The 21,006-nt window shown below is 60.3% G+C and carries 18 protein-coding genes; 10 read left to right on the forward strand and 8 right to left on the reverse strand.

Features of this window, described 5'->3' with window-relative positions; all coding sequences use genetic code 11:
• Positions 1–53 precede the first annotated feature (53 nt).
• Positions 54–470 (forward strand): transcriptional regulator, encoded by a 417-nt coding sequence (locus QCE63_RS01525; protein WP_309829868.1) that lies wholly within the window; start codon positions 54–56, stop codon positions 468–470.
• Between the two features lie 125 nt (positions 471–595).
• On the opposite strand, the gene yidC is transcribed toward QCE63_RS01525, so the two are convergent.
• The 4 genes from yidC to rpmH are packed head-to-tail and all read right to left on the reverse strand — an operon-like array spanning position 596 to position 3,359.
• Entirely contained in the window at positions 596–2,263 is a 1,668-nt protein-coding gene (gene yidC / locus QCE63_RS01530) for a membrane protein insertase YidC (RefSeq protein ID WP_309829870.1), read from the reverse strand.
• 8 nt (positions 2,264–2,271) lie between these two features.
• Positions 2,272–2,607: a membrane protein insertion efficiency factor YidD gene (yidD, locus tag QCE63_RS01535; protein WP_309833637.1), complete on the reverse strand. Its 336-nt coding sequence runs from the start codon at positions 2,605–2,607 to the stop codon at positions 2,272–2,274.
• A 57-nt stretch (positions 2,608–2,664) separates the two neighbouring features.
• Entirely contained in the window at positions 2,665–3,204 is a 540-nt protein-coding gene (gene rnpA, locus QCE63_RS01540) for a ribonuclease P protein component (RefSeq protein WP_404990110.1), read from the reverse strand.
• A 20-nt stretch (positions 3,205–3,224) separates the two neighbouring features.
• Entirely contained in the window at positions 3,225–3,359 is a 135-nt protein-coding gene (gene rpmH, locus QCE63_RS01545) for a 50S ribosomal protein L34 (RefSeq protein ID WP_006998755.1), read from the reverse strand.
• Between the two features lie 415 nt (positions 3,360–3,774).
• Between rpmH and dnaA the strand changes: the two genes are divergently transcribed.
• The 4 genes from dnaA to QCE63_RS01565 all read left to right on the forward strand — a co-directional run bounded on the left by dnaA (position 3,775) and on the right by QCE63_RS01565 (position 10,339).
• Entirely contained in the window at positions 3,775–5,349 is a 1,575-nt protein-coding gene (gene dnaA, locus QCE63_RS01550) for a chromosomal replication initiator protein DnaA (protein WP_309829871.1), read from the forward strand.
• Between the two features lie 274 nt (positions 5,350–5,623).
• Positions 5,624–6,727: a DNA polymerase III subunit beta gene (dnaN, locus tag QCE63_RS01555; RefSeq protein ID WP_309829874.1), complete on the forward strand. Its 1,104-nt coding sequence runs from the start codon at positions 5,624–5,626 to the stop codon at positions 6,725–6,727.
• Between the two features lie 114 nt (positions 6,728–6,841).
• Positions 6,842–9,325 carry a DNA topoisomerase (ATP-hydrolyzing) subunit B gene (gene gyrB / locus QCE63_RS01560; protein ID WP_309829876.1) on the forward strand — a complete coding sequence of 828 codons (2,484 nt, stop codon included), beginning with the start codon at positions 6,842–6,844 and terminating at the stop codon, positions 9,323–9,325.
• 90 nt (positions 9,326–9,415) lie between these two features.
• Positions 9,416–10,339: a phosphorothioated DNA-binding restriction endonuclease gene (locus tag QCE63_RS01565; protein ID WP_309829878.1), complete on the forward strand. Its 924-nt coding sequence runs from the start codon at positions 9,416–9,418 to the stop codon at positions 10,337–10,339.
• Between the two features lie 9 nt (positions 10,340–10,348).
• Here QCE63_RS01565 and QCE63_RS01570 read toward each other — a convergent pair whose 3' ends face one another.
• Positions 10,349–10,735, reverse strand: coding sequence for a DUF488 family protein (locus tag QCE63_RS01570; protein WP_309833639.1), 387 nt, complete (start codon positions 10,733–10,735; stop codon positions 10,349–10,351).
• A 213-nt stretch (positions 10,736–10,948) separates the two neighbouring features.
• Between QCE63_RS01570 and QCE63_RS01575 the strand changes: the two genes are divergently transcribed.
• Positions 10,949–12,337, forward strand: a complete 1,389-nt coding sequence (locus QCE63_RS01575) for an MFS transporter (protein WP_309829880.1) — start codon at positions 10,949–10,951, stop codon at positions 12,335–12,337.
• 6 nt (positions 12,338–12,343) lie between these two features.
• On the opposite strand, the gene dbpA is transcribed toward QCE63_RS01575, so the two are convergent.
• A complete protein-coding gene (gene dbpA, locus QCE63_RS01580; protein ID WP_309829882.1) occupies positions 12,344–13,726 on the reverse strand; it encodes an ATP-dependent RNA helicase DbpA in 1,383 nt (460 codons plus the stop codon).
• A gap of 5 nt (positions 13,727–13,731) precedes the next feature.
• On the reverse strand, positions 13,732–13,926 hold the full coding sequence (locus tag QCE63_RS01585) for a hypothetical protein (protein WP_309829885.1): 195 nt from the start codon (positions 13,924–13,926) through the stop codon (positions 13,732–13,734).
• Between the two features lie 189 nt (positions 13,927–14,115).
• On the opposite strand from QCE63_RS01585, the gene QCE63_RS01590 reads away from it, so the two are divergent.
• From QCE63_RS01590 to QCE63_RS01605, 4 genes are all read left to right on the forward strand, one after another.
• Positions 14,116–14,997: an AraC family transcriptional regulator gene (locus tag QCE63_RS01590; protein ID WP_309833641.1), complete on the forward strand. Its 882-nt coding sequence runs from the start codon at positions 14,116–14,118 to the stop codon at positions 14,995–14,997.
• A 265-nt stretch (positions 14,998–15,262) separates the two neighbouring features.
• The gene (locus QCE63_RS01595; protein WP_309829887.1) at positions 15,263–16,639 is read left to right on the forward strand and encodes an integrase arm-type DNA-binding domain-containing protein; all 1,377 of its coding nucleotides are present in this window, start codon (positions 15,263–15,265) and stop codon (positions 16,637–16,639) included.
• Positions 16,640–16,694: 55 nt separating this feature from the next.
• Positions 16,695–17,495 (forward strand): hypothetical protein, encoded by an 801-nt coding sequence (locus QCE63_RS01600; RefSeq protein ID WP_309829888.1) that lies wholly within the window; start codon positions 16,695–16,697, stop codon positions 17,493–17,495.
• 1,547 nt (positions 17,496–19,042) lie between these two features.
• Positions 19,043–20,221, forward strand: coding sequence for an inovirus-type Gp2 protein (locus QCE63_RS01605; protein WP_309829890.1), 1,179 nt, complete (start codon positions 19,043–19,045; stop codon positions 20,219–20,221).
• Between the two features lie 373 nt (positions 20,222–20,594).
• Here the strand turns inward: QCE63_RS01605 and QCE63_RS01610 are convergent, their stop codons facing one another.
• Positions 20,595–20,894: a hypothetical protein gene (locus tag QCE63_RS01610; RefSeq protein WP_309829891.1), complete on the reverse strand. Its 300-nt coding sequence runs from the start codon at positions 20,892–20,894 to the stop codon at positions 20,595–20,597.
• Between the last annotated feature and the right edge of the window lie 112 nt (positions 20,895–21,006).

The following is a 21,006-nucleotide window of genomic DNA, read 5'->3' on the forward strand; positions in this document are numbered from 1 at the left end:
ATCTAGCGCAACCGGTTGACTTGTTGTCAGCGGATATTTCGCACAATTCGGTCATGCCTACACCACAAGAAAAGGCCGATTTTTCTGAGCGGCTGAAATTCTCGATGACCCGCGCACCTGAAAAGATGCGCGGCGCGACCGATCTCGCATTGCATTTCAATCTGCGCTATCGGGGCGAATCGGTTTCGCCCCAGACGGCGCACAAATGGCTGACCGCGCGGTCGATCCCAACCGCCGACAAGCTGAAGACGCTCTCCGAATGGTTCAAGGTCGATCAGCATTGGCTGCACTATGGCCCGCCGCCGAGCGGCAGTCCGAAGGGGCCGCCCAAACCTCTGGCTCGTGACGACAAATATCCGGCGTCGGGCGAGACGCTCGAGTTGGCGACCAAGATCGAATCGCTGTCGCCGCACCATCGGTATTTGCTTGAGGAGCTCATCGAGCAGTTCTATGGGGCGGTGAAACGGTGAGTCATCCTCGTGACACTTCGGCAGAGCGCAAGCGCTCACGCTGAGTCATCGCCAAAGAGTAGTCGCCCAAACGAAATCGCCCGGCCAGAGCCGGGCGTTCTCACATGCAAATCACAACCGCGCGCTTACGCCGCTTTCTTGCGGTTCTTGCCCATCATGCGCGTGATGTAGTACTGCTGGGCGATGGACAACACGTTGTTCACCACGTAGTACAGCACCAGGCCGGCGGGGAAGAAGAAGAACATGACCGAGAAGGCGATCGGCATGAACATCATCATCTTGGCCTGCACGGGATCCGGCGGCGTCGGGTTCAGCTTGGTCTGCACGAACATCGAGACGGCCATCAGCACCGGCAGGATGAAGTACGGGTCTTGCTGCGACAGATCGTGAATCCACAGAATCCACGGCGCGCCGCGCATTTCCACCGACGACAGCAGCACCCAGTACAGCGAGATGAACACCGGAATCTGGATCACGACCGGCAGACAGCCGCCGAACGGATTCACCTTCTCGGTCTTGTACAGCTCCATCAGCTGCGCGTTCATCTTCTGCGGATCGCCCTTGAAGCGCTCGCGGATCTGCTGCATGCGCGGCGTGATTTCCTTCATGCGCGCCATCGACTTGTAGCTCGCCGCCGACAGCGGGAAGAACACCGCCTTGATGAGCAACGTGAGCAGCACGATCGCCCAGCCCCAGTTGCCGACGTAGCTGTGGATCTTCTCCAGCAGCCAGAACAGCGGCTTGGCGATGATCGTCACCATGCCGTAGTCCTTCACCAGCTCGAGACCCGGTGCGATGCCTTCGAGCATGCGCTCTTCTTCCGGTCCGGCGAAGAGACGGGCATCGACGTTGACGCTCTGTCCCGGCGCGATCGTCTGCACGGGCAGCTTGACGCCGACGCGGTACAGATCCGGATCGATCTTCTCCACGTAGATGTCGCGCTTCACGCCCTGTTGCGGAATGAACGCGGACGCGAAGTAATGCTGGACCATCGCAATCCAGCCGTTGTCGGCGGAGTTGACGTAGTCCTGCTTCTTCTTGTCGATGTCGCTGAAGTCGATCTTCTGGAAGTGCTTCTGATCCGTATAGACCGCCGGCCCGATGAACGTGTGCGAGAAGCGCGGCGTTTCCACCGGCGTGTTGTCGCGCACGAGCTCCATGTACACCGAAGGCGAAACCGGCGCCGTGCCGACGTTCTCGATCTTCGTATCGACGTTGATCACATAGCTGCCGCGCGTGAACGTGTAGGTCTTGATGACCTTCACGCCGCCCTTTACCGGCGATTCGAACGCGATCTTCAACGTCTTCTCGTCACCGGTCAGCGAGGTCTGGCCGGGAATCGGCGTGAAGACGTCGTTGTGGTTCGGGAAGTCGCCGCCGAGCAGGCCGGTGCGCGCCAGATAGGTGTGGTTCGCGGTGTGATCGAACAGGGTGATGTAGAGGTTCGGCTGCTTGCCGTCGCCTTCCTTCATCAACGCGAGCTTCGAGAGCGTGCCGCCGCGCGTGTCGATTTCACCCGAATACACGTCCGTCGAGAACTTGACGACCTGCGCCTGGGCAGTGGCGGGCGGCGTCGTCGTGCCAGGCGCGGCGCCGGCCGGTGCGTTCGGCAGTTCGGAGGGCTGTGTGCCCGGCGTCGCCGATCCGGGTGCGGGGTTGGCGGCGGTCTTGGCCGGCTGCGTCGCGCTCGGGAAGAACATCGACGGGCGCCCATGGTCCCGTTGCCAGTTGTCGAACAGCAAGACAACTGACACGAAGAAGATGACCCATAGGACGGTGCGTTTGATATCCATGCGTTGTCTCAGTGTCGATCGGAAAGCGCTTCAGCGCCGTTTAGTGTTGAAAGCTTGTTGCGCGCGGACGGGTCCGACGATGCGGAATCCGGTTGCGAAGCTGGCTTGTCGGGTTCGCCGACGTGCCCCGGAGGAGCCGGCACGAGATCGATGCCGCCGGCCGAGAAAGGATGGCAGCGGCAGAGCCGTTTAACGGCGAGATACGTGCCGTGCGCGGCGCCATGATACTGGATTGCCTCGCGTGCGTAGTCAGAACAGGAAGGATAAAAGCGGCAGCGGTTGCCGAGCAGGGGGCTCACAGCAAGCTTGTAGAAGCGCAACAACGCGATGAGTGCCGTTTGCATAAGCTTCGCGCTGCGCGCCGGGTTCGTCACGGAGACAAAACCTGGCGCATCTGCGCTTCATGACCCGGATGAACTGCTCGGGTCGGATGAATCGTCGACGGGGGGCGCCTTGGGCGGCTCCGTCACGGAATCGGCCGAACGGCGCGCTGCTTCGCGTACCGCACGGTCGAACAAGGCTTCCAGTTCCTGACCGATGAGCGCCCGAAGCGGCGGCGAACTCGCGCTCGGCATGGCCTTGCGGTCGATCTTCAAATGCAGCCGCACGAGGATATCGAAGCCGCTCAGCTGCTCGCGCCGTAACCGGAACGCATCGCGCGCCAGCCGCTTGACCAGGTTGCGCGTGACGGCGCGCGGCGCCTGCTTCTTGCCGATGACCAGCCCGAGCCGTGCTGCATGACCCGTTGGCTTCCCGTACAGGACGAAGTGCGGCGAACGTCGCCAGGGGCGCAAACGAAAAACGGATGAGAACTCATCCGTTTTCAGCAGCCTTGCGGCCTTGGGGAACGTGGCCTGCGCCGGCAACTGAACGATGTCCTGATTCAAGACTTCTGTGCGGCGCATGATCGGCTCGTCGGCAGAAACGCCACGAGCGGCCATCTGCGGCAATGCCAGCAGACTCAGACTGCCAGGCGCTTGCGGCCCTTCGCGCGACGCGCGTTGATGACCTTGCGGCCACCCGCGGTCTTCATGCGAACGCGGAAGCCATGGGTGCGCTTGCGGCGCGTCACTGAAGGTTGGTAAGTACGTTTCATGGTGCTCTCACTTGAGTTGATTGACCGCGCGGGCTTGGCTCCAGTGTGATCACTGCAAGCGCGATGGCCGGAGGTTCAGGAATTCTGTTTTCGCGGAACCCGCTATTTAAACTGCTTTTCTATTGACCGTCAATAGCTTAGCGGCACGCCAAGCGCTCGCAGACTGCTTTTGCAGGCTTCCGGGACCCTGATGTGTCCCTGTGGATAACTCGCGCGCCGGTCTCTTTTGGCGTTAGAATCTCGCCTTACTCCCAAATATCCGCTCGCTGCTTCGGCTCGCTGTCCGCCCGCAAACCCTTGCGGCGCAAGGCTCCGGAGCAGGTCTGCTCGGCTGTGCCGGGACTTGCCGTCAACGGACGAACGTTCGGCAAGCACGGCCCTCAGGTGCGCGGAGCAACCAAAACGACCGCATTCGATGAACGATTTCTGGGAACACTGTTCCGCACTGCTGGCGCGGGAACTGACGCCGCAGCAGTACGTCACGTGGATCAAACCGCTGACCCCGGTCGAATTCGATGCCGATGCGCACACATTGCGCATCGCTGCTCCCAATCGTTTCAAGCTTGACTGGGTGAAAAGCCAGTTCGCCGGACGAATCACCGACGTCGCGCGCGATTTCTTCAGCGCGCCTATCGACGTCCAGTTCGTCCTCGACCCGAAGGCGACCGCGCGCAACGCAATCGGCGGCGGTCCGAACGCCGCGCCGCGGCCGAGCGCGCCCGTCGCGCCGCGCGCACCGGCGCCGGCGGCGGCCGTGCCGCCCGCGCCTTCGGTCGTCGCGCACGCCAACGCGGCCGCGCATATCAACGCGCTTGCTGCCGAGGCCGCGCAACACGCGCAGTCGATGCCCGAAGACCCCGCCGACCTCGACCTTCCTAGCCTCGATGCGAACGAAGCCGCCGCGGGCCGTCGCACGTGGCGTCCCGGCGGCGCTCCGCCGGCCGGCGGTGAAAACGATTCCGCCTACGAGCGTTCGAAGCTCAATCCGGTGCTGACCTTCGACAACTTCGTGACCGGCAAGGCGAACCAGCTCGCGCGCGCCGCAGCCATCCAGGTCGCGGACAATCCGGGCATCTCGTACAACCCGCTGTTCCTGTATGGCGGCGTGGGCCTCGGCAAGACGCACCTGATTCACGCGATCGGCAATCAGTTGCTGATGGACAAGGCCGGCGCGCGGATCCGCTACATCCACGCGGAGCAGTACGTTTCGGACGTCGTGAAGGCGTACCAGCGCAAGGCGTTCGATGACTTCAAGCGCTATTACCACTCGCTCGACCTGCTGCTGATCGACGATATTCAGTTCTTCTCCGGCAAGTCGCGCACCCAGGAAGAGTTCTTCTACGCGTTCGAGGCGCTGGTCGCCAACAAGGCGCAGGTCATCATCACGAGCGATACGTATCCGAAGGAAATCTCCGGCATCGACGATCGTCTGATCTCGCGCTTCGACTCCGGCCTAACGGTGGCAATCGAGCCGCCCGAGCTGGAAATGCGCGTCGCCATTTTGATGCGCAAGGCGCAGTCGGAGGGCGTGAGCCTCTCGGAGGACGTGGCGTTCTTCGTGGCCAAGCATCTGCGCTCGAACGTCCGCGAGCTCGAAGGCGCGCTGCGCAAGATCCTCGCGTATTCGAAGTTCCATGGCCGCGACATCACCATCGAACTGACCAAGGAAGCGCTGAAGGACCTGCTGACGGTGCAGAACCGCCAGATCTCGGTGGAGAACATCCAGAAGACGGTGGCCGACTTCTACAACATCAAGGTCGCCGACATGTATTCGAAAAAAAGGCCGGCTAACATTGCCCGCCCGCGCCAGATTGCGATGTATCTCGCGAAGGAACTGACGCAGAAAAGCCTGCCCGAGATCGGCGAATTGTTCGGCGGCCGCGATCACACCACCGTGCTGCACGCCGTGCGCAAGATCGGGTCCGAGCGCAGCACCGATGCGCAGTTGAACCACGAACTGCACGTGCTCGAACAGACCTTGAAGGGCTGACGCGCGATTCACGGAGCGCTGCGGGCGTACGCGTCAGATATTGCGCGCGCGGGCCTGTTTTTTGACGAAACGGCCCCCATTTTTAGGGAGCGCGGCCGTTTTGAGGCACAATACAGGTTTCGCCGCTCATGGCCTGGGCGGCTTGGCGCAAAGCTGTCGCGAGTGACCGGCGGGGGGCCGGCAACGCGGGTTACGAGGTTGTCCGTCGGTCAGGGTGGCAAACCCAGTGGTGGCGAAACCGGCGGACGGGCCGACACATCAACGAAGGAACTCTATGCAACTGGTCAAGACCGAACGAGATAATCTTCTAAGGCCGCTGCAAACCGTGAGCGGAATCGTAGAACGCCGCCACACGTTGCCGATCCTCGCCAATCTGCTGATCACCAAGAACGGCGCCGACGTGTCGTTCCTTTCGACCGACCTCGAACTCCAGATCACGACCCGCGCCGACTTCGGCGTCGGCAGCGACCAGGTCGCCACCACGGTCGCCGCGCGCAAGCTGCTGGACATCCTGCGCGCCATGCCTTCCGGTGAAGTCGTGCTCGATCTTTCCGACAAGCGCCTGACCGTGCGTTCCGGCAAGAGCCGTTTCGCGCTGCAGACCCTCGCCGCCGACGAATTTCCGACCGTCAACCAGGCTACTGACTTCGGCGCGAGCCTTTCGGTTCCGCAGAAGACGTTCCGCCAGCTGCTCGGCATGGTCTATTTCGCGATGGCGCAGCAGGACATTCGCTACTACCTGAACGGCATGTTGCTGGTGGTGGACGGCGACCAGCTGATGGCGGTCGCAACGGACGGCCACCGTCTCGCGTTCTCGTCGATAAAGATCGAAGGTTCGTTCCCGCGCCAGGAAGTCATCATTCCGCGCAAGACCATTCTCGAGTTGCAGCGCCTGCTGGAAGACATCGACGACGATCTGAAGATCGACATCGCCGCCACGCAGGTGAAGTTCAGCTTCGGCCAGGTGGAACTCGTGTCGAAGCTGGTCGAGGGCAAGTTCCCGGACTTCCAGCGCGTGATTCCGAAGTCGCACAAGAACAGCTTCGAGATCGGCCGCGAGGAACTCCAGCGCTCGCTGCAGCGCGCGGCCATCCTGACCTCCGACAAGTTCAAGGGCGTGCGCTGTCTCGTCGAGCCGGGCCAGCTCAAGATCATGTCCACGAACGCTGATCAGGAAGAGGCGCAGGAAGAACTGGAGATCGCGTATCAGGGCGACACCGTCGACATCGGTTTCAACGTCACGTACCTGCTCGACGTGCTCGCGAACCTGAAGGTCGACACGCTGACGGTCAGCCTCGGCGACGCCAATTCCAGCGCGCTCATCACGATTCCCGAGAACGAGGAATTCAAGTACGTAGTGATGCCGATGCGCATCTGACCCGCGCATTCACGGTGAACACTCCAAGGGGCGGCGCGCCCCTTTGGCGTTTTTAATGGTGTTCAGAAAAGTTCGAGCGGTAACCCAGGCAGTGAAGCAGAACCGGAAAATTCCATGACTGAAAACACAAATTCGCAACCCGACAACACGCCCGACAACAGCTACGGCGCCTCGTCCATTCAGATCCTTGAGGGTCTGGAGGCGGTGCGCAAGCGGCCGGGCATGTATATCGGCGATACGTCGGATGGCACCGGTCTGCATCACCTCGTTTTCGAAGTGCTGGACAACTCCATCGACGAAGCGCTCGCCGGCTATTGCGACGACATTCACGTCGTGATCCATGCGGACAATTCGATTTCCGTGACCGATAACGGCCGCGGCGTGCCGACCGGCCTGAAGCGCGACGACAAGCACGATCCGAAGCGCAGCGCCGCCGAGATCGTCATGACGGAACTGCACGCGGGCGGCAAGTTCGACCAGAACAGCTACAAGGTGTCGGGCGGCCTGCACGGCGTGGGCGTGTCGTGCGTGAACGCGCTGTCCGAATGGCTGCGCCTCACGGTGCGTCGCGACGGCAAGAAGCACTTCATGGAGTTCGCGCGCGGCTTCGTGCAGAACCGCGAGATCGTCGAGGAAAACGGCGTGCAGTATTCGCCGATGCCGGTGGTCGGCGACACCGAGAACCGCGGCACCGAAGTGCATTTTCTTGCGGATGCCACGATCTTCGGCAATGTCGAGTTTCACTACGACATCCTCGCCAAGCGCATGCGCGAGCTTTCGTTCCTGAACAACGGCGTGCGCATCCGCCTGACGGATCAGCGCACGGGCAAGGAAGACGATTTCGCGTTCGGCGGCGGCGTGAAGGGCTTTGTCGAGTACATCAACAAGGCGAAGCAGGTGCTGCATCCGAACGTGTTCCATGCGGTGGGCGAGCGCGAGAACGTGACCGTCGAAGTGGCGATGCAGTGGAACGACAGCTTCAACGAAAGCGTGGTCTGCTTCACCAACAACATTCCGCAGCGCGACGGCGGCACGCACCTGACCGGTCTGCGCGCGGCGATGACGCGGGTCATCAACAAGTACATCATCGACAACGAGATCGCCAAGAAGGCCAAGGTCGAGACGACCGGCGACGACATGCGCGAAGGTTTGTCGTGCGTGCTCTCGGTGAAGGTGCCCGAGCCGAAGTTCAGCTCGCAGACCAAGGACAAGCTGGTGTCGTCCGAAGTGCGCGCGCCGGTGGAGGAAGTCGTCGCGAAGGCGCTCGAGGACTATCTGCAGGAAACGCCGAACGACGCGAAGATCATCACGAGCAAGATCGTCGATGCCGCGCGTGCCCGCGATGCGGCCCGCAAGGCGCGCGAGATGACGCGCCGCAAGGGCGTGCTCGACGGCATTGGGTTGCCGGGCAAGCTGGCCGATTGCCAGGAGAAGGATCCGGCGAAGTCGGAGATTTATATCGTCGAGGGCGACTCGGCGGGCGGCTCGGCGAAGCAGGGGCGTGACCGCAAGTTCCAGGCGATTTTGCCGTTGCGCGGCAAGGTGCTGAACGTGGAGAAGGCGCGCTTCGACAAGCTGATTTCTTCGGAGCAGATCGTGACGCTGGTGACGGCGCTCGGGTGCGGCATCGGCAAGGACGATTACAACCTGGACAAGCTGCGCTATCACCGCATCATCATCATGACCGATGCGGACGTGGACGGCGCGCACATTCGGACGCTGCTGCTGACCTTCTTCTATCGGCAGATGCCGGAGATCGTCGAGCGCGGGTTCATTTATATCGCGCAGCCGCCGCTGTACAAGATCAAGGCGGGCAAGGACGAGCGGTATATGAAGGACGCGCATGAGCTGAATCAGCACATGCTCAAGCTGGCTCTGCAGGGCTCGGAGCTGATCCCGGCCGAAGGCGCCGATGCGATCGCGGGCGATGCGCTCGGCGAACTGGCGCGGGCGTATCTGCTGGCGCAGGCGGTGATCGATCGGTTGAGCCGGATCTACGATTCGGCGTCGCTCGAGGCGGTGATGGATGGTGTCGTGCTCGATCTGTCGTCGCAAGAGGCGGCGGAGGAATCGGCGAAGCATCTGGAAGCGCGCTTGCGGGCGGATCCGTTGAAGCCGGAAGTCAACGTCGTGCCGGCCTACGATCAGGTGCGCGAGCTGCGGTCGCTGCATATCAAGCGGCGTCATCATGGGAATGTGAAGGTCTCGGTGATCGATGAAGACCTTCAGTTGACGGCGGACTACAAGCAGCTCGTGTCGACGGCGGATACCTTCAAGGGCTTGATCGGCGAGGGTGCGTTGATCAAGCGCGGCGAGCGGTCGATGGCTGTGACGGACTTCAAGAGCGCGATGAAGTGGTTGATCGCGGATGCGGAGCGCAATGTTTCGAAGCAGCGCTATAAGGGCTTGGGGGAGATGAACCCCGGGCAGCTGTGGGAAACGACCATGGATCCGAGTGTGCGGCGGCTGTTGCGCGTGCAGATCGAGGACGCGATCGCGGCGGACGGGATCTTTACCACGCTCATGGGGGATGATGTGGAGCCGCGCCGGGCCTTCATCGAGAGCAATGCGTTGAGGGCGGGGAATATTGATGTTTGAGGGGTAGACAGACCCCGTTTCCGGTTCCACAAACCCGTGATCGCACGATGCGTCACGGGTTTTTCTTTGTCGATGAACATTGTCTGAGTCATGACCGCAATCGGCCCATCCGGAATTCTGCAAAGCTTTGAGAACTTGAATATCTGGCGGCGCAACGGCGAGCGTGCGCCTCACAAGCCGCTGCTGATTCTGATGGCGTTGGCCTTGTTCCAGCAAGGCGTCAGAGACATACCTTTTCGCGAGTACGAGTCTCGTCTGTGCGAGCTCTTGAGAGAATTCGCGCCTCAGCGTCGCACGCTTTATCCCGAGGCCCCCTTTGTGCGCTTGAAGAATGACGCCATCTGGGAGGTCACGCTCGGCACGAATCGCAATATCGTCTTGCTCGAAAACGATTTAAGCAAGGGGCAACTGCGAAACCTGGACGCAAGCGGACGTTTCTCACCCGACGTTCAGACATTCCTGGAAAGCGACCCCAAGGCAATCACTACGATTGCCCGCGTACTGCTCACCGCTCATTTCCCGGAGAGCATTCACAGCGACATTCTTGATGCCGTCGGTCTTGCTCTCGATGACTCAACCACATTAAAAAACGAAGACGAAACCGCCGCCAGGCAGCGCCGCCGCGACCCGAGATTCCGCGAAGCCGTGCTGACCGCCTACCAGTACCGATGCGCGCTATGCGATCTGGACTTGCGCATCGGCAACATCACAATTGGCCTCGAAGCGGCGCACATCAAGTGGCATCAGGCGAGCGGGCCGGACGCCGTCGAGAACGGTATCGCGCTGTGCTGCCTGCATCACAAGCTCTTCGATATCGGCGCCTTCACGCTCGGCGATCATCGTCGCGTGCTGGTCTCGGAGAAAGCCCACGGCGGCCAACGTTTCGAAGAGATCCTCCTTCGACACCACGGCGGCCAGTTGAACGCGCCCGTGCGAACCGAACACCACCCGGCGGGCGGCTTCGTCGAGTGGCATCGACAGCAGGTGTTCAAGGGCAGCGCGCGACCACTCTGAAGCCCAGGCTCAAACCACCTCCGCCCCTCGCGCCGTCAACAACTCCCGCAGCACCGAGCGATGACACCGCGCCTCGTGCTCGCAATAGCATCCCAGTGCCATGTTCGTCTGATGCGACAGCGCGGCCAGCAGGTCCAGCGTCCTGCTCGCATCCGGCGCGGCCATTTCCGTCTTGAATTTCTTCACGAAGGCGCGCCATTCCTTGTCGCTCTCGGCATGAAGCGCAGCCGTCACCAAATCCTGCGTCGGCGACAGCACCGGATACCACACGTCATAGAAATCACGCTTTGCGAATTCCGCCTTGGGCACCCCACGCGGCGGCCTCCGCACCGTGCCGATACGCAAGCCTTCACCCTGCGCACGCGGCGTCCCCAGCCTCACGATTCGAATCGCCATCTCCCGGTCTCCCATGATCGACGCCATCGCCAGAGCATACCCGCGCACCCTTCCGGAAAGCCATCTGAAAGCCCTCCATCCTTGCCCCAGCAAAAACCGCCGCCATCCCGTATCGTTTCGGCTTATTCTTCTTTCGCTTAATCCGGATTCAGCGCCGTGCCCACCGAAGAACGTCCCCAAGACCAAGACCTGCCCCACGATCCCGACGCCCCAATGACCCCGCTCGAACGGCGCGGCATGGCGGCGATCCTGTTGTCGGTCGCGCTCGCGACACTCGACACAGCCATTGCCAACACCGCGTTGCCGGCCATCGCCGCCGACCTGCATACGACGCCTGCCGCGTCCGTCTGGATCATCAACGCGTATCAGCTCGCGATGGTCGCGACGCTGCTGCCGTTCGCCGCGCTCGGCGGCATCCTCGGGCATCGGCGCGTGTATCTGGGCGGGCTGGTGGTGTTCCTGATCTCGTCGGCGTTGTGTGCGTTCTCGTGGTCCTTGCCGACGCTCGTCGCCGCGCGTCTGCTTCAAGGCCTCGGCGCGAGCGCCATCATGAGCGTCAACGCCGCGCTCATCAGCGCCATCTTTCCGCCGCATCGATTGGGGCGCGGCGTCGGGCTGAATGCGCTGGTCGTCGGCATCGCGTTTGCTGTCGGGCCGACGGTCGCGTCCATCGTGCTCTCGCTCGGCACCTGGCCATGGCTGTTCGCGGTGAACCTGCCGGTCGGCGTGTTCGCGCTGATCATCGCGTGGCCGTCGTTGCCGCAGACCAAACGTGCCGAGCACGGCTTCGATCGCGTGGCGGCCTTGCTCAACGTCATCACATTCGCGTCGCTGATCTTCGCGCTTGGCGAGGCGTCGCAGCGTGCGCCGACGCAGATCGTGCTCGCATCGTTCGGCGTGACGCTGGTGGCGGGCGTGTTGCTGTTGCGTCGTGAACGCGGTCATCCCGCGCCGATGCTGCCCGTCGATCTCTTCCGCCGCCCCATGTTCGCCCTCTCGACAATGACCGCCATCTGCTCGTTCGCCGCGCAGGGGCTCGCGTTCGTGTCGCTGCCGTTTTTCTTCGAGAGCGTGCTGGGCCGCAGCCAGGTCGAGACCGGATTCCTGATGACGCCGTGGTCCGCGCTGGTCGCGCTGATGGCGCCGATTGCCGGCCGTCTGTCCGACCGGCAATCGCCAGGCTTGCTGGGCGGAATCGGACTCGCGCTGCTGTGCGTGGGCATGGTGTCGCTGGCCATGCTGCCCGCGCAGCCGCATGTACTGGAGATTTGCGTCCGCATGGCCATCTGCGGCGCGGGCTTCGGGTTCTTTCAGTCGCCGAACCTGAAGGCGTTCATGTCGAGCGCACCGCGCGAACGCAGCGGGGGCGCGAGTGGCGTGATCGCGACCTCGCGTCTGATTGGACAGGCGACCGGCGCGGCGCTCGTGGCGTTGTGCTTCAGCCTTGCCGGCAAACATGGACCGACGCTTGCGCTCTCGCTGGGCGCGGCCTTCGCGGGCGCGGGGAGTATCGCGAGCGGGCTGCGGCTGATGACGCGCAATCCTGCAAACGCGACTTCCAAGCCGGACACCATCGCCCGCGACCCTTCGCAGAAAGTCTGAGCCTGACTACATGCGGCGCACTTTCACCTTGCGCCCCTTGAGCTTGCCGTTGCCGAGCCGACGCACGGCGTCGTCGGCGACGCCGCGTTCGATCGCCACGTAAGTGACCATGTCCATCACGTTGATCTTGCCGATCTGCTTGCCGTCAAAGCCCGCTTCGCCGGTGAGGGCGCCGAGCACGTCGCCGGGACGGATCTTGTCCTTGCGGCCGCCGAGGATCTGAAGCGTCGCCATCGGCGGCTTGAGATGCCCGGGCGCAGCCGAGGTCAGTTCGGCAAGCGGATGCCACTCCACTTCCGCGCGCTGCGCCTGTTCGATCGAACCGACACGCCCCATCTCGTCCATGCTCGCCAGCGACAGCGCCCAGCCTTCCTGATCCGCCCGTCCCGTCCGGCCGATGCGATGCACATGCACTTCCGGATCCGGCGTGACATCGACGTTGATCACTGCTTCCAACTGGGCGATATCGAGACCGCGCGCGGCGACATCGGTTGCCACCAGCACCGAGCAGCTGCGGTTGGCGAACTGCACCAGCACCTGATCGCGCTCGCGTTGGTCGAGTTCGCCGTGCAGCGTGAGCGCCTCGAAGCCTTGCGCGAGCAGGACGTCGAGCAGATCGCGGCATTGCTGCTTGGTGTTGCAGAACGCGAGCGTGCTGACCGGGCGATAGTGATCCAGCAACAGGCCGACCGCATGCAGGCGTTCGTGATCCGCGACCTCATAGAAGCGCTGCTTGATCTTCGCGTTGCTGTGCTGTTCGGCGAGCTTGATTTCGCGCGGATTGCGCAGGAACTGCTGGCTCAGCTTGACGATGCCTTCCGGATAGGTTGCCGAGAACAGCAAGGTCTGGCGATCCTTTGGACATTGCCGCGCGACCGATGCGATGTCGTCGAAGAAGCCCATGTCGAGCATGCGGTCGGCTTCGTCGAGCACGAGAGTGCGCACGGCGTCGAGTGCGAGCGTGCCGCGCCCCAGGTGATCCATGATGCGCCCCGGCGTCCCGACGGCAATATGCGCGCCGTGTTCAAGGCTCGCAATCTGCGGGCGCATCGGTGTGCCGCCGCAGAGCGTCAGCACTTTCACATTGTCCTCGGCGCGCGCGAGACGGCGGATTTCCTGCGTGACCTGGTCGGCGAGCTCGCGGGTCGGGCAGAGCACGAGGGCTTGCACGGCGAATTGCTTCGGATCGAGCTTGGCGAGCAGCGGCAAAGTGAACGCGGCGGTCTTGCCGCTGCCGGTCTTCGCCTGCGCGATGAGATCGTGACCCGCGAGCGCGGGCGGCAGGCTGGCGGCCTGGATCGGCGTCATCGATTGATAGCCGAGCTGCTGCAGGTTCGCCTGCATCGCGGGCGTGAGCGGCAGGCTGCTGAAAGAGGTGTCGGTGGTCATGTCGATCAGCGCTCGCCGTGGGGCGGGACGTCGCGGAGTTGTTCGTAGGAGACGTTGCCGTCGGCCGCTTCGTGACGGGCGACGTAATTGCGCGCGCCGCACATCGGGCAGCGGAACAAGAGGCCTTGGCCCTCGTTCTTGATGACGACGTCCGACGGCTCCCACTGTGCTTCGCAGGACTGGTTTCGGCAGGTGAACATGTTCGATGGTTCTCGTTGTTGCATCGCGCGGAGCGCCCGGTGTGCGCGGCGCGGCGTGATTGCTTCGTTCAAAGACGGAAGTGTACGCGTCTCGCGAGGCGAGGCGATGCGGGCGGCGTGAGCTTCCGACGCAGTGTGGAAAGTCAGCAAGAAATGCTAAGGCGGGTCGTGCTACTTTTTGAGCATCGTATGCACTTCTTCCTGGAGCGCAGCATGGCCGAAAAGCTTTACGAGACGCGGCTCGCGCGCGTGGTCGCCTATATCCACGATCATCTCGACGACGAACTCGATCTCAATCGTCTCGCCGAGGTGGCGTGTCTGTCGCCGTATCACTGGCATCGGATCTATCACGGATTCTATGGCGAGACGGCGGCGGCGACCGTGCGGCGCTTGCGGCTGCATCGGGCGGCGAACGAGTTGCTGCATGGTGAGGCGCAGATCGACGCCATTGCCGCGCGGGCCGGTTACAGCGGCGCGCAGGCGTTCTCGCGAGCGTTTCAGGCGAGTTACCGGATGGCGCCGGGACAGTTCAGGAACGAGGGCGGGGCCTCGATGTTCGGGGCGATCGATGGTTTCGGATCGAAGGAGGGAGCGATGCAACAACATCAGGTCGATATTCGTACGCAGGAAGGATTCAGTGTCGCGGCGATTGAGCATCGGGGTGATTACATGGGCATTGGTCGCGCGTTCGAGATGCTGTTTCACTGGCTGGCGACGCGTGGACTGGTCGATTCGCGGGCGAGGTCCCTTGGCATTTACTTCGATGATCCATCGGCGGTGCCGGCTGAGGAATTGCGGTCGATGGCATGCTGCGAGTTGTTCGAGCCCGATGCGGTGAAGTTCGAGGCGCCGGTTTCGCGCGTCGAGGTTCCGGGTGGGGAGTTTGCCGTGCTCACGCATGTCGGACCGTATGCGCAGCTTTGTTTTGCGTATCAGTGGCTGTATGGGGAGTGGCTGCCGAAGTCGGGTAGGGAAACGGGAGATGCGCCAGTGTTCGAGGTGTATCTCAATGATCCGAGGGAGACCGCGCCTGCCGATCTGGTGACGGAAATCTGGGTGGCGGTGAGGTAGATGAGGTCCCGCAAAGCAAAAAGCCCAGTCACGAGGACTGGGCTTTTTGCATGAATCGGGTGGTGGGGCGTGAGTGACTCGAACACTCGACCTACGGATTAAGAGTCCGAAAAAAACGACGGTCTTCCAGATAGATGTATTTCCATGTAGGCACATAGTCAGTAGTAAAATAAGGGGGCTGCAGTGTTTTGCACGGATCTTTCGGTTGATTTGAATTGATCGATTTCCCGATCAATTGCCTACATGGTGCCTACACACGGACGAGATGGAAAAGCAAAATTTCACTGCAGCGCGCGTCGAGGGCTTCGTGTGCGAATCTGCAAAGCAACAAAGTATCTACTGGGACGCGAAAACGCCAGGCTTCGGGTTGCGAGTAACTGCCGCTGGCTCACGCGCGTACATTTTTGAATCGCGTCTTTTCGGCAAGACAATTCGGCTGACAATAGGGGATGCTAGGGCTTGGGAGCTTGGAAAGGCTCGCACCGAGGCAAGCAGGCTTAAAACGCTAATTGACGACGGGAAAGATCCACGCGAACTCCGCGTTGAAGAGCAGATAGCGCACGCGGCGCGCCGGGCAGACGCGCGGCGCCAGGATGCGACCTTCAGCGATGCATGGGATGAATATGTTGAATCGCGCAAGTCATTTTGGAGCGCACGACACTACCGTGACCACCTGCAACATTCGGTCGCTGGCGGTAAGCCTAAGAAGCGTGGCGAAGGTACGACTCAAGCCGGCCCGCTTGCAGCGCTACGTCAAAACAAGCTCATCGAGCTGACAAGTGAGCGAATTGCTGAATGGCTGGTGTCCCAAACGGCCGAACGTCCAACGATGGCAGCACTTTCGTTTCGACTATTGCGAGGCTTTATTCGCTGGACGTCGGAAACTCCCACTTACCGCGGATTGGTGCCGGCCGATGCATACAGGGCGCGCAGTGTGAAAGACGCCGTTCCCCGCGTTAGAGCGAAGGAGGGCGATTCACTGCAGCGAGAGCAATTGTCTTCATGGTTTGGCGGCGTGCGCGACATCGGGAATCCGGTCATCAGCGCTTATCTGCAGGGCTTACTGCTTACCGGCGCACGGCGCGAAGAGTTGGCGGCGTTGCGTTGGAAGGACGTCGATTTTCAGTGGCGCAGTCTGGTCTTAGATGACAAAGTTGAGGGTTCGGGTGGCCGCTCGATTCCGCTGACGCCTTACTTGTCATCGCTATTGCTGGATTTAAAGCGGATTAACGAGACGCCGCCGAACCCACGCCAAGCTGCTCGCCTCGCTGCGCAGCGCAAGACGTGGGCTCCGTCACAGTGGGTCTTCGCTAGCTGTACCGCTTCCGATGGCAAGATTGCGGAACCGCGAATCGCCCATGTGAAAGCATTGAAAGCGGCTGGACTACCACACGTGACTCTGCATGGGCTTCGCCGCTCTTTCGGGACTCTGTCGGAGTGGTGCGAAGTCCCGGTAGGCGTGGTCGCGCAGATTCAAGGACATAAACCGTCAGCCATCGCGGAAAAGCATTATCGGCGTCGTCCGTTGGATCTACTTCGGATGTGGCATGACAAAATCGAGGTGTGGCTCCTCGCCCAGGCTGGAATCCCGTTCGATGCCGCGCAATTCAGGCGGGAACGACAGCTTCCCGAAACACCTTAACGGATATGAATAAGATGGCGGTATTGCAATGGAGCCACGCTCGCGCCCGGAACGTATGACTGAACAAAAAATTCCCCTCGTCGACCGAATTAGAGCGATCAGAGAGAAGCACGAGTATGTGAAGAGATTTTTGGACCAACGTGTTTGGACACCGGTCGTCGGGGCGTTACTTGCGTGTGGTTTCGCACCGTCTCTGGATTGCGACGAAATTCCAATTGGCGAGTCTGACGATCTCCAGATTGCACTTCGCATCGTGAGAAAGTGGCAGGAGCAGAGCAAACCGCCTCATGTTAGTCCGCGCGAGTTCCTTGCTTGGTGTGGCGAAGAAGCGATTGACACACCGTGGATTCGTGAGTTTCAGAATTCTGAACGGCTTCGCTCAAGAGCAAGGATCAGCCGCGCGCCTGTCCTCCTAAGCAGAGTAAAGCTTGAGTCGCCGGCTCAAGCATCCGAGCGGGATGTAGAGTTCAAGGCAGGGTCTAGCGCATCGCGGGGCGCAAGCGTGGACGGCAAGCCGCCGCTTTTGCCAACGCTGGCAATCGCCGTCGCTTTCGATGGCATCGGCCGCTGGGGTGAAGAAGGATGGACGGCAGACCAATGGAAAAAAAACTTGACTGAGCTTGCTTGGCCGCGGCCCGCCAGAGTCGGAGGCGGGCGCGGCCGAGGGAAAACCGCGACTTGGGATCCGGTCCTTTTGGCGCGACTAGCGATTGAGGCGCGCGGGATACGCATTAAAGCGTTTCGTGAGCGGTTTCAGACTGTCAAGTCGTTGGCGAAGTGGCGGACAGAGTGGCAGCAGTTCGAACTTGCGGTCCTTGAATATGGCGACGTCAAAAACCTCCCCAGAAAGCCCTGAAAATCGTGGCCGGAAAGCTTGAAACGACTGTCCCGGCTGGGTTATAAATCCCGGCCGAGGACTCAGTTCCACACCGGGATTTTATTATTGGCCTCAAGCGATAAGCGTTGAGGGGTGCGGCGATAAACTTAGTTTATCGACCCGGTCCCTTTCGCACCGCGACACATTACGTCACGATCAGCTTGGAGCCAACATGTCGTCAAACCATTCGACCGCATTCGAGAGCCGCCGCATAACTACCGCTGAGTTCGCTGCGGCGCTCGCAATGAATGCACAATCCATCAGAAAGCGCTATTCGCAGACAGGAAGCTATTTTGGCGTTCGGCCTGTCAAGCTTCCAAACGGGAAGCTTAGATGGCCTGCCGACGCTGTTTCGCATCTGCTTACCTGGAGCGCGAAATGATGCACCGCCCTCGTCGTTTTGCAAACACTCACAGCGATGCGGCCCAACAGCCGAAGGCACCACGCGCTAAGATGGTTCGAAGAAAACGGCCGCGAAGCGGGCGTTCTGACCAATTCGGAGCCGGTTATAACGCAGGAAGCGGCGCGGGAAACCCTCTGTCCGCATTCGAAATGATTTCATACGCCCTCGAATTTCAAGTCGGCTTTGTGATCGGATACGCTGAAAGCGAGGCCGTCCGGCAGGCCAGTTCGTATGCTAGTGACGTCGTCATAACGGATTTGGCACACCAGTACGCAATCCCGGTGGACCGATTTGCGGGTTATATCTCTGATATGGACTATCAGACTATGTGTGATCCACTCGAAGACGAATAAACGCTTGTACTCGTGCCGCATGCTAGTTCTACTTTCTTGATCTTTGTATGACGAAGAAGCCAATATGCCTTGTCAAACTGACAAGGCATGGACTCCTCAAGTTACGCCGTTTAATCGCGCACGCTGCAAGTACTACTGTGGCGCGCGCTCTCTCAAAAAAGGATCAAATTAGACGTGCCCAGCCTCGAAGCGTCGCGTAGCCGGACACAGGCGGAGGCTGAAAATTAGTTCTTTTGAATGGGAGTTAGTTCTTGTAGGGGCAGACGCGTCTTGGAACCCTCCTGTTTGCTCGCCTGCTTTCTGATCGGACTTCGGTGGCTTGGCTACAGGTGTACGCGACGATATGAATCTGTTATGCCTAAGAGGACTTTCGGCATAACTTCGCATGCCCTTGTTTCCTGAAATCCCCGACGTACGTCGGGATTGTTGATCGCAAGAAGCACTGAATGCGAGGGTTTTGCAAAGAGCGATTCTGGTTAATTAATGAGATTAAGATTGAGATTCGAGGATTCATCGCGCACGTGTGAACAGTAACGTAATGGGAGGCCGGACGGTAACGACGATTTCATAAAGATATTGAAAGATTGGAAGGGAGAACGCGCAGGGAAAATACGGGTTAGTGGGTATTCGACTGAGAAACGTAGAGAATGACGGTGAGCGAATGGCGGTCCATGCATGGACACGCCATTGGGTATCTGTCCGTGAACAACCGATATCCGATGCAATTAGTGCTCCGGCTCTGCATGATGGAGCTCGCTTAGGGAGAAACGATGGCTGACAACGTCCAACACGACAAGTTGACGATGGAGCAAATTTGTTCTGAGGGGATCGATGAGGAACTCAACAGTGTTGTTTCGCAGAATGGCAAGGTCTTTATGCTCGGGCAATATACCAATGAGCTCTGGCGGCTAATCAGGTTCACAGGTCTGGTGCTGGCAACTGACGATCCGGCGTTCGAGGTGACGATGGGTACGCGACGAAAGGAGGCGAAGGCTACCTCCAAGCTTTCGGGCTTCTTCTGCATATTCCGCACACTCATGGAACTGTTTTCTGATGATGTTAACTACAGTCCAGACATATCGCTGTTCTTCGATTGTTTGCGCGGGCATGTAGTCACGCAATGCTTCTTCGACGATCCGTGCACGCCAGCGGGGAGTGGTCTCATTGAAGCTGACCTGTTCAACGATTTCGTTGCAACAATGCGTGCGGAGGCAAAAGTGCAGGGAACTTGCAAAAAAGTTGCCGATTGGAAGCGTAATGCAAATAAAAATCTCGCGAGTATTCGGAAGTGTGTGAGCAGCATATTTGGACGGACAGCCCGACTGCTCGTGCTGCGGGTGGATCTCCTCTACCGCGAAACATGTCTTGCGGAAGACGAGCTTCACGCGGCCGGGGAGCGATTGCAAGCAAAAGCACAGAGGGATGTGATGCGGCACCTCGACGGAGTGGAATCTTCGGTTGCAGCGGAGAATTTTGCTCGCATTGACGTCCATACTGCTAAAAGGGACCTGCGGCGTTTTGTTCGTCAGATGCGTGGTAACAAAACGTTCAGTAACATGGTGGGATACATCTGGAAGATGGAGTGGTCCCGCTGGGGAGGTTACCATTTCCATTGCGTTTTCTTTTTCGACGGCTCAAGAGTGCAGAGAGATGCCTTCGTCGCGGGATTGATCGGTGACCACTGGGAGACGATCACTGAGGGTCGCGGCTTCGCGCACAACTGCAACCGTGACCGGCGGGCGTATCGGAACTGGGGAATTGGCAGGGTGGATTATTACGATCTGCCTAAGCGCGCGCTGCTCGATCAGGCGCTCTCGTACCTTGCGAAGCGCGATCAGTATGTTCGAGTGAAGCCCGGGTGTAAGTGCCGCGTGTTTCAGACAAGCGGATGGAGATCGAACGAGTCACCTGCAGGGCGCCCTCGGAGCAAAGGCCCGCTCGAAGCTTAGAGGGCGGGGTTTCAGGCCCGGCCGGAACGACGTGCGCTTTAGCCATCTTGAATTGTACGGTCATGCAGCTGGAGAGTCCGATGACTAGGCTAAGCCGAACTATGTTTAACGGGTTGCGCCTAAGCGGCTCCGTCGACTCGGTGCCGCTGCGGTGCTTTCATCCTTTTGTTGGGGAAGCCAGTAGCACTTAAGGCAAAAAAATAGGGACGCAGATCACGATGAGAAATCGCCCAGAGGTCGATGAGCACCAACGTTCAAACGGAGAAGCGTTGGAGGAAGTGGATCCCTTTGATTTGCACTTCGAACCCTATAGGGTTCGAAGTGCGCATTGACATCTCAGGCGGCGAAATCGAGACATGCCAAAAGCCGGTGCCTAATGGTCGGCAGGAAGCAGTACGGTCGTTATCGACCGGTCCCATTCGGTGATGATCCATACACTTCCGTCTCCGGGAAGCGCATAGCAGGACAGCACACGCAGACCGATCTGAAGCGCGAGATCGTTCTGCACGCGGTCTTCAGCGCTTAGGTCGCCCCAATCACCGCGCAGATGGCGGCTCAACAAGTCGCCGACTGAAACGTTAACGGCCCGCAACTCTTCGAGCGCTGCGGGCGTGGCATAAAGTCGCCCGGATATAAACCGGCGTCTCGTGGGTGTTACAGCTAGCTGATTCATGACAATATTTCTCCAGGCATGGACGAATGAACGCCTCCGAACGAAATCGGATGCTAGGAATGTGAAGGGAATCCGGGATTTCCCGTCACGACCGGTCCGGACTGTGATGGGC

The organism is Caballeronia sp. LZ065, assembly GCF_031450975.1.
Taxonomy (GTDB): Bacteria; Pseudomonadota; Gammaproteobacteria; order Burkholderiales; family Burkholderiaceae; genus Caballeronia.

Excerpts from the sequence above, each read along its gene's own strand:
- QCE63_RS01525 (WP_309829868.1), top strand. The coding sequence starts at position 54 with ATGCCTACACCACAAGAAAAGGCCGATTTTTCTGAGCGGCTGAAATTC.
- yidC (WP_309829870.1), bottom strand. The coding sequence starts at position 2,263 with ATGGATATCAAACGCACCGTCCTATGGGTCATCTTCTTCGTGTCAGTT.
- yidD (WP_309833637.1), bottom strand. The coding sequence starts at position 2,607 with ATGCAAACGGCACTCATCGCGTTGTTGCGCTTCTACAAGCTTGCTGTG.
- rnpA (WP_404990110.1), bottom strand. The coding sequence starts at position 3,204 with ATGGCCGCTCGTGGCGTTTCTGCCGACGAGCCGATCATGCGCCGCACA.
- rpmH (WP_006998755.1), bottom strand. The coding sequence starts at position 3,359 with ATGAAACGTACTTACCAACCTTCAGTGACGCGCCGCAAGCGCACCCAT.
- dnaA (WP_309829871.1), top strand. The coding sequence starts at position 3,775 with ATGAACGATTTCTGGGAACACTGTTCCGCACTGCTGGCGCGGGAACTG.
- dnaN (WP_309829874.1), top strand. The coding sequence starts at position 5,624 with ATGCAACTGGTCAAGACCGAACGAGATAATCTTCTAAGGCCGCTGCAA.
- gyrB (WP_309829876.1), top strand. The coding sequence starts at position 6,842 with ATGACTGAAAACACAAATTCGCAACCCGACAACACGCCCGACAACAGC.
- QCE63_RS01565 (WP_309829878.1), top strand. The coding sequence starts at position 9,416 with ATGACCGCAATCGGCCCATCCGGAATTCTGCAAAGCTTTGAGAACTTG.
- QCE63_RS01570 (WP_309833639.1), bottom strand. The coding sequence starts at position 10,735 with ATGGCGATTCGAATCGTGAGGCTGGGGACGCCGCGTGCGCAGGGTGAA.
- QCE63_RS01575 (WP_309829880.1), top strand. The coding sequence starts at position 10,949 with ATGACCCCGCTCGAACGGCGCGGCATGGCGGCGATCCTGTTGTCGGTC.
- dbpA (WP_309829882.1), bottom strand. The coding sequence starts at position 13,726 with ATGACCACCGACACCTCTTTCAGCAGCCTGCCGCTCACGCCCGCGATG.
- QCE63_RS01585 (WP_309829885.1), bottom strand. The coding sequence starts at position 13,926 with ATGTTCACCTGCCGAAACCAGTCCTGCGAAGCACAGTGGGAGCCGTCG.
- QCE63_RS01590 (WP_309833641.1), top strand. The coding sequence starts at position 14,116 with ATGCACTTCTTCCTGGAGCGCAGCATGGCCGAAAAGCTTTACGAGACG.
- QCE63_RS01595 (WP_309829887.1), top strand. The coding sequence starts at position 15,263 with ATGGAAAAGCAAAATTTCACTGCAGCGCGCGTCGAGGGCTTCGTGTGC.
- QCE63_RS01600 (WP_309829888.1), top strand. The coding sequence starts at position 16,695 with ATGACTGAACAAAAAATTCCCCTCGTCGACCGAATTAGAGCGATCAGA.
- QCE63_RS01605 (WP_309829890.1), top strand. The coding sequence starts at position 19,043 with ATGGCTGACAACGTCCAACACGACAAGTTGACGATGGAGCAAATTTGT.
- QCE63_RS01610 (WP_309829891.1), bottom strand. The coding sequence starts at position 20,894 with ATGAATCAGCTAGCTGTAACACCCACGAGACGCCGGTTTATATCCGGG.